Origin of the sequence: Capnocytophaga sp. oral taxon 329 str. F0087 (genome assembly GCF_000213295.2) — a bacterium.
Lineage (GTDB): Bacteria > Bacteroidota > Bacteroidia > Flavobacteriales > Flavobacteriaceae > Capnocytophaga > Capnocytophaga leadbetteri_A.
In genome coordinates, this window is the sequence record NZ_KN389990.1 from 59059 (window position 1) to 67077 (window position 8019).

General features: G+C 39.1%; 8 protein-coding genes. 6 read left to right on the forward strand and 2 right to left on the reverse strand.

Going from position 1 to position 8019, the window contains the following annotated elements; genetic code table 11:
• The 4 genes from HMPREF9074_RS03140 to HMPREF9074_RS03155 form a co-directional block, all read left to right on the forward strand.
• Positions 1-456 (forward strand): hypothetical protein (locus tag HMPREF9074_RS03140; RefSeq protein WP_034539651.1); only part of this gene is annotated, 456 nt, incomplete at its 5' end.
• 17 nt (positions 457-473) lie between these two features.
• Positions 474-1223, forward strand: a complete 750-nt coding sequence (locus tag HMPREF9074_RS03145) for a glycosyltransferase family 2 protein (RefSeq protein ID WP_009389980.1) — start codon at positions 474-476, stop codon at positions 1221-1223.
• A complete protein-coding gene (locus HMPREF9074_RS03150) occupies positions 1198-2223 on the forward strand; it encodes a WaaS/CpsH family glycosyltransferase (protein WP_009389981.1) in 1026 nt (341 codons plus the stop codon). Before HMPREF9074_RS03145 ends, HMPREF9074_RS03150 begins: the two co-directional genes overlap by 26 nt.
• A 12-nt stretch (positions 2224-2235) precedes the next feature.
• Positions 2236-3048, forward strand: coding sequence for a glycosyltransferase family 2 protein (locus HMPREF9074_RS03155; RefSeq protein WP_009389983.1), 813 nt, complete (start codon positions 2236-2238; stop codon positions 3046-3048).
• On the opposite strand, the gene HMPREF9074_RS03160 is transcribed toward HMPREF9074_RS03155, so the two are convergent.
• Positions 3024-4439, reverse strand: a complete 1416-nt coding sequence (locus HMPREF9074_RS03160) for an O-antigen ligase family protein (RefSeq protein WP_009389985.1) — start codon at positions 4437-4439, stop codon at positions 3024-3026. The genes HMPREF9074_RS03155 and HMPREF9074_RS03160 overlap by 25 nt on opposite strands.
• A complete protein-coding gene (locus HMPREF9074_RS03165) occupies positions 4429-5358 on the reverse strand; it encodes a beta-1,6-N-acetylglucosaminyltransferase (protein WP_009389986.1) in 930 nt (309 codons plus the stop codon). The genes HMPREF9074_RS03160 and HMPREF9074_RS03165 overlap by 11 nt, the downstream gene beginning before the upstream one ends.
• Positions 5359-5572: 214 nt before the next feature.
• Here HMPREF9074_RS03165 and HMPREF9074_RS03170 point away from each other — a divergent pair, with 214 nt between their 5' ends.
• Entirely contained in the window at positions 5573-7720 is a 2148-nt protein-coding gene (locus tag HMPREF9074_RS03170; RefSeq protein ID WP_009389989.1) for a family 65 glycosyl hydrolase domain-containing protein, read from the forward strand.
• A gap of 117 nt (positions 7721-7837) precedes the next feature.
• Positions 7838-8019 (forward strand): DUF4301 family protein (locus HMPREF9074_RS03175; protein ID WP_034539653.1); only part of this gene is annotated, 182 nt, incomplete at its 3' end.

The window sequence follows — 8019 nt, forward strand, 5'->3', positions numbered from 1 at the left end:
CTTATTCTGTTTGTGAGAGGTTGGCTACAACACCCTTTTATTGTACCCGCTGAAAAGCAGAAGTGGTTACTCTGCGGCTATATAGTTATGCTGTTGGTAGTAGCTTTTAGCATCACCACCATCGACCATTATCCCATACTATGGGTATATCTGATGAACTTAGCAGTGTCGTGTCTGATACTGCTTCTTCTGCTTTTCTTTAAGTTCACCCCTAATGTATTTGTAATGGGAATGGGAGCTCTGATGGTATTCACCCTACTGCTGAGCCTTTCATTCGAGAAAGATATGACATACCTTATAGCAGCTTTCATCTTTATGAGTGGGGCGAGTATCACTGCGCAGTACTATCTTACCGCCCAACCCCTACGCTGGCTACTGCTCAGCTGGGGTATCGGAGCGCTACCTCAACTCTCGCTAATGCTACTGCTGAAGAATCTGCTCTTTGGGTTTCACTAATTATAAAATCTGAGTCAATGAAAATATCTGTAGTTATCAATACCTATAATGCTGAAAAGCATTTGCGCACTGTGTTAGACACCGTTAAAGATTTTGACGAGGTGGTAATTTGCGATATGCACAGTACTGATAGCACTATAGCAATAGCTGAACAATACGGCTGCAAGATAGTGTATTGCGAGCGTGCCCCTTATGTAGAGCCTGCACGCAACTATGCTATTGCGCAAGCTATTCACCCTTGGCTATTAGTAATTGACGCAGACGAAACAGTACCCGAAAAACTAAAAGAATACCTTTATAAAATAGTCGAAACCCCTAATCTTGGGGGAGTGTATATCCCTTTTAAAAACTATTTTATGGGCAAGTATATGCGCTCGGCTTTTCCTGATTTCAAACTGCGCTTTTTTAGGAAAGAAGGAGCTTATTGGCCGCCCGAAATACATTCTACGGTAAAGGTGCAAGGGCAGGTGATTAAAATGCCCAGAAACCGCCCCGATTTAGCTTCAGAACACTTAGCTAACGACTCAGTAACAACTATTTTAAGCAAAAACAATAACTACAGCACTCAAGCAGCCGACCAATGTAAAGGAAAGAAGATAGGGTGGGTAAAACTATTGTTTTCTCCTTTGTTTTGGTTTATAAAATATTATTTCATCAAAAAGGGCTGTTTAGACGGCAAAAAGGGCTTTATTTTCGCAGTACTGAAAGCTCAGTACAAATTCTCTTGTTTAGCAAAAGTATATGAATATCAACAAAATAACAGATAATACTCCTGATGTAAGCGATAAGAAAATCATCTTGATAATGCCTCCTGACTTTGGCGTTTATCAGGTGATAGAACAAAACCTGCGCTATATGGGTTTTGAGCAGGTAACACTTATATCGCCCCTATTTCGCTATAAAACTAAAGACAGAATCTTCAACTTTATACAGAAGAGTCTCTTAGGCAATAAAGAGTATAAAAAACAGCTTATCGACACTTATTATTCAGCAGAAGTAACCCAAGCACTAAGCCGTTTTGCTCCTAAGAGTATCGACTATGCTATTGTAATTCGTCCAGATAAGTTAGACCTAAAAACGATAGAGAAAATACATAATACCGCCCATAAAGTAGTTGCCTATCAGTGGGACGGACTTGCCCGTTTCCCAAAAGTATTCAAGGTTATAAACCACTTCCAACGCTTCTTCGTCTTCGACCTTGAAGATTACCATCGCTATAGATACCAATACCCTAATTTGTTGCCTTGTACTAATTTTTATTTTGATATGCCTGAAGAGAGTGTGTCAGTAAATGAAAACGAGGTATTATATGTAGGTGTTTATATCAAAGACAGAATACAATCGCTTATCAGAGTGGTCAATGCCCTCTCCCAATACGATTTAACACTAAATATCAATTTGTTTTACGGTAGAAAAACACCTCCTTTTTTTCACCCTCATATCACTTTTTTCTCTAAAGGACTAAATTATGCTCAGTATCTAACTCTCACTAAAAAAGCAACTGTACTTTTAGATATAAAAACCGTAGACCACAATGGCTTATCATTTAGGATATTTGAAGCTATAAAATATCAAAAGAAGCTCATAACTGATAATAAGAGCATAAAGCTATACGATTTTTACCACCCTAATAACTTCTATGTAGTAGAAAATGACCTTTTTGAAGGGTTATCAGACTTTTTAGAGAGTGATTTTATACCATTATCTGAAGATATTAGGCAAAAATATAGCTTCTCTAATTGGGTTAAGAATATATTAGAAATATAAAGTAAATATAAAATGAAAATTTCGACTATTATTACTTGTTATAATCAAGAAAACTTTCTTGAAGAGACACTCAATAGTATAGCTAACCAAACCTACCCTAATTGGGAGTGTATTGTTATAGATGATGGTTCAACAGATGGCTCAGCTCAAATAGTTAAACGTAGGCAAGAAGAAGACAGTCGTTTTTTCTACTTTTATCAAAAAAATGCAGGGGTAAGTGCTGCACGTAATAACGGACTAACTAAAATAACAGGTGATTTTATTCAGTTTTTAGATGCAGATGATACTTTGCAGCCTACCAAATTTGAAGAGAGTATCAAGCTGTTTGAGTGTGGAAAGTACGATATTGTTATCACTAATTTTTATGAAATGAAAGATGGTAAAGAACGCTCTCCTTTTTGCGATCTTACCAAATACAGTTTTACCTATAAGAATATTCTATTACAATGGGATATTGATTTTAATATTCCTATACATTGTTTTATTTTTTCTACAAAGATAATAGAAAATCTTTACTTTGAGCAAGTTCTTCGAGCCAAAGAAGATTGGATAATGTGGATAAATGTATTCAAAAGAAATCCTAAAGTGGCATTTGTTAATAAACCACTAGCGATGTATAGACTTCATAACCAAAATACAACCCAAAATAAGAGTCTTATTGAGGAAAATACCGAAGTAGCTTTAGCTTATATCTTAAAAAATGAAACTTTGTATTTTGATGAGTTCTTTCAGAAAGTAATCAATAAATATAAAGAAAAAATAGCTAAAATACAGCAGCGACCTTGGTATAAAAAAGTATTTTATGCGCTCATTGGCAAAGAATAAGTCTCTTGTAAATCGGGGTATTTCGGCGCAAATAATACAAAGAGCATCAGGGGCATAAGTATATACGTACACTCAAATACGTAGAAAAGTACATCAGTATTCATAATAGGCAGAAAAACAACAAGCAAATATTGCTTGAGCACATCTTTAGAAAAGAGAATAGCCCCTAACCATACTACAAAAATACTCACCCCTACAATGCCCGTATCCACTAAAGTAGCTACAAAATCATTATGTACGTAGTACACAAAACCATCTAATATATACCGTTGGTAGCCAGAGCCATTGCCTATCCATATATTGCCGTCTTTTATCGCCTGAAAGGCAATCGCGTATAATTGATTGCGAATAGGGTCAGAAAAATAAGCCGTATGCGTCGTTAGATAGGCTACTATCCCTATAGCTACAACCCCCGCACCTATAAATAACCCATACTTCAGCCGTTTGCTAAATAGGTGTGTCACTGATAGATATACAAAGAAAGCTATCACTACAAAATAAGCTATAATATTCACCCTCGCCTGCATCATAAATATAAAGCCAAAAAGCAAAAGCGCATAAGCTATTACTTCAGGCGTAGTGATAATAGTGCGATACTTCTTCCATAAGAAAAAACCTAAGCCACCGACTACTAAAATAATCCAAGAGAGGAAACTTGGGTGCTTAAACCTCGTCCAAAACAATATCTCATATAACGAAAACCCTTCATTGTCTGAAAGATATCCTTTATTCAAGGTTAAAAAGCTAAAAAAAGGTTTAGTTCCTTCGGCACTTATAGCAAAACTGTAAAACACTACATTGGCTACTAATAAAAGCAAAAATCCTTTGAAGCAAATAGCGATAAAACTGAATTGTTGGCGTTGGCTTACTGAAAATCCTAATAGAATAATAGGCACTAACAGAAAAAACACTATACTTTCTTCTTCAAAAAGTATTCTCACCCCATAATCAAAATACTGAGCCCACAAAAGCCCTACTATTCTTATTGCGATAAACGCAAAGAAAACAATAGAGAGTACCGTTGGTTTTACATATTTTCTGTAGATAACACCGTATAAAGCACACAAGAAGAGCAGTAGAATATCCAATCTAAAGGTTATTTTGTGCTTATATGTCCATAATAATACTACTCCACAGGCTACTATTGTGATAATATTTCGCAACCACTCTCCTTTTTCAAATAAAAAAGTATGATTTTTATAAAGAAATACCAAAATAATAGCAATATCATAAATGAAAACGCTATAAAATGCTATATTTTTAGTGCTTTCATCCCAAACAGGAGTGGTAAACTGCAGAAAAATAATAGTAAAAAGAAGAGGCAATAGGCTTAATAGCAAAAACCACTCTTTCTTCAAAAACTCCTTGATTATAAAAACTCTATGATTCATTTTCTTGATTGCTATCCAATTTGTTTAGTATTTCTATATCTATGTCAGTATCGAACTTCCTTGCAAAGAGTTTCCCCTTAGCCGAGGTAATTTTATCAAAATCTTCTGTTATAAATACGTTATTCTTCCTAAAATAATTCACGTATGTTATGGGGTCTTTCAGTTTTATGGTAGAGTCTTTAGCTACTAAGTCCATCAACACAGAGTGAAAGTATATCTCGTCAGGCGAAGAAGTATATTTATAATACCCCTCTAACGCTGCCTTGTGCTCGCGTATGTAGTGCAGCACAGCGTAAAAAGTTCTTTCAGAAAAAGCCCAAAACTGACTGCCAGCATACTGACGCTCAAACGGAGCTACGCGTTTAGGCAACGAACAAAGCAACTTAAAGTTCTTCACTGATAACCTTCCTTTTAGCAAGTGCGTCAGCGTTCTCAGCTTCTGAAAAACAGAGCAATGCCTAAAAGGAGCGTAACAATTGCTATTCCCTCGTTCTTCCGAATGCAAAATATGGTAATGTTCCAGTTTATCTTTTACCATTTTCGGCTTCCATTTTTCTTCTAAGGGCTCAATTTCTATAAAGTCAAATTCCTTGTTGCGCTCTAAGAAATCATTAATATACCCCTGCGATTGTATCGGATAATCTTGCCCGCTCATCAAGATGAAAATCCCCTGTTCCTTGCTGGCTGCCTCCATAAGGCGAATGGTAGCCTGCACTATAGAAAAATCACCCCATACACACCGCTCACGCTTGTCTATAAAGCGAATATGAGCCCCCTCAAGGCAAGCCGCAAAAGGCTCGATAGGTGTTTTAGCATCAAGGTGAATAAAGAATTTTGAAGCACCATCGTCTAATCGCTCTATCATTCTGCTGAGCTGAAGAGGGTTTTTATGAGCTAATATCAGATAATTTTTCTGCATAAAAGATGATATTTTCGACGCAAAAATATAAATTCTTCTTCACACTACCAAATAAAAAATCCCCTCTGCCCATTCCTCCCAACCTTCCCATACCTTAGATACACTTACACCGAACGATGAGCGAAGGATGAGCGAACGATAACCCCACATTTGCTAATCTGCTAATTATGTACTACCTTTGCAGCTAATATCACAAATCACCTAAAAATAAGCGATGAAAAACTGGAGTATTATAGCAGAGGGCTTTCACAAAGAAGACGTTACCAAGCACGAAAGCATCTACAGTCTCGGCAATGGGGCTATGGGTATGCGTGCCAACTTCGAAGAAGATTATACGGGCAACACCCTACAAGGCAGCTACATAGGCGGAGTTTATTACCCCGATAAAACCAAAGTAGGCTGGTGGAAAAACGGCTACCCTGAGTATTTCGCCAAAGTCCTCAATGCCCCCAGTTGGATAGGACTTCACATCAAAATCAACGGCGAGGTGTTGGACTTAAACACTTGCACAGAAGTCAAAAACTTCCGCCGAGAACTCAATATGAAAGAAGGCTGGTACGAGCGCCAGTTCACCGCTACGCTCCCCAATGGCGCACAGATAGCCGTCAAAGCCCTGCGCATGCTCTCTTTGCGTTATGACGAGCTCGGCGCCTTGCGCTACGAAATCACCCCCCTGTCAAGCGAGGTAAAGGTTGAAATAGAAAGCTATTTAGACAGCGGTGTAAAAAATAACGATGCCAATTGGGACGAGCTTTTCTGGAATACTTTGGAAGTAGAAGCCGCTACCAATAATGCTCACATACTCGCTGCTACCAAAAAAACGGACTTCAAAGTGCTTACCTTTATGCAGAATAAACTCTTTGTAGAGGGCAAAGCCTTAGCAGTCTCTTCAAAACAGAACAAAAAGGATAGCTACATAGGCTTGCAATACCAAGTCACTCTTAAGAAAAACCAAACCTTCAAGATAGAAAAATACGGAGGATATAAAACCTTATCTTCTCCTGATGCCCCACAACCCTCTTATGCCGCTTTGTTAAGCACTACAGACGCCTTCGAGTCGCTATTAAAAATGCAAAAAGAAGACTGGGCAGCTATTTGGGAGCTTTCTGACATCGAGATTGAGGGCGATGACAAAGCCCAACAGGCCATTCGCTTCAATATCTTCCAACTCAACCAGACCTATTCGGGCAAACACGCTCACCTCAACATAGGCCCCAAAGGCTTCACGGGCGAGAAGTATGGGGGTAGCACCTATTGGGATACCGAAGCCTACTGCCTGCCGTTCTATATGGCAACCAAAGGTGCTGAGGTAGCCCGCAACCTACTGATGTACCGCTACAACCAGTTAGATAAAGCGATTGAAAATGCCCAGAAATTAGGCTTTAGCGGTGGCGCAGCGCTCTATCCTATGGTCACGATGAATGGCGAGGAGTGCCATAACGAGTGGGAAATCACTTTTGAAGAAATACACCGCAACGGCGCAATCGCCTTCGCTATCTATAATTACGTCCGCTACACCGGCGATGAAGCCTATATAAAGGATTATGGATTAGAGGTATTGGTGGCGATAGCGCGTTTTTGGGCGCAAAGAGCCTCTTTTTCTGCGGAAAAACAAAAATATGTAATATTAGGTGTAACAGGTCCTAATGAGTACGAAAACAACGTTAATAACAATTTCTACACTAACTACATCGCCCAATGGTGCTTGCGTTATGCTGCTGATATGGCAGAGAAGTATGAAATTGAAAAACAGTGGATACATCCTCAAGAGATAGTATTGTGGCGCAAGATTGCCCAAAATATGTATTTCCCTTACAGCGAAAAATATGGAGTATATTTGCAACAAGACGGTTTCCTCGATAAGGAACTAAAGCCAGCGAGTGCTATTCCTGCAGAAGAGCGTCCGCTCAACCAGCATTGGTCTTGGGATAGAATCCTCCGTTCCCCTTACATCAAACAGGCCGATACGCTACAGGGCTTTTATTTCTTCCGAAATCACTTTACCCACGAGGAGTTGCGTAAGCATTACGAGTTTTACGAACCCTTTACGGTGCACGAGTCTTCCTTGTCGCCTTGTGTGCATAGTGTCTTGGCAGCAGCCTTAGACAAGAAGGAAGAGGCTTATGCGCTCTACCTGCGCACCTCTCGCCTCGACTTAGACGATTATAACAAAGAGGTACACGAGGGACTTCACATCACCTCTATGGCAGGCACTTGGCTCAGCATAGTCGAGGGCTTTGGCGGAATGCACGTAGTCGATAACCAGCTGCATTTCAAGCCTTGCTTACCGCCGCACTGGCGCTCGCTTAGCTTTAAGGTCATCTTCAGAGGGCAGCTCCACGTATGCAAATTTGTCAATTAGCTTAAACACCTAAAATAGCTTAACATTTTATTCACAAATTATTTGGTTTTTATTTTTTTTCTTTTTACCTTTGACACCTAATTCAGAGGAAAGAAAAAGAATAAAAACCAACATATTATGAGTGAATTAACAGAAAAAGACCGACAACTACTCATCAAAAAAGGCATCACCGAAGCAATGCTCGATGCCCAAGTAGCTCAATTCAAGCAAGGCGTACCCCCTATTCAGCTATATAAAGCCGCTGTCATAGACGATGGTATACTGCCTCTACCCAAAGAAGAAGCCGCCAAATATGCCGC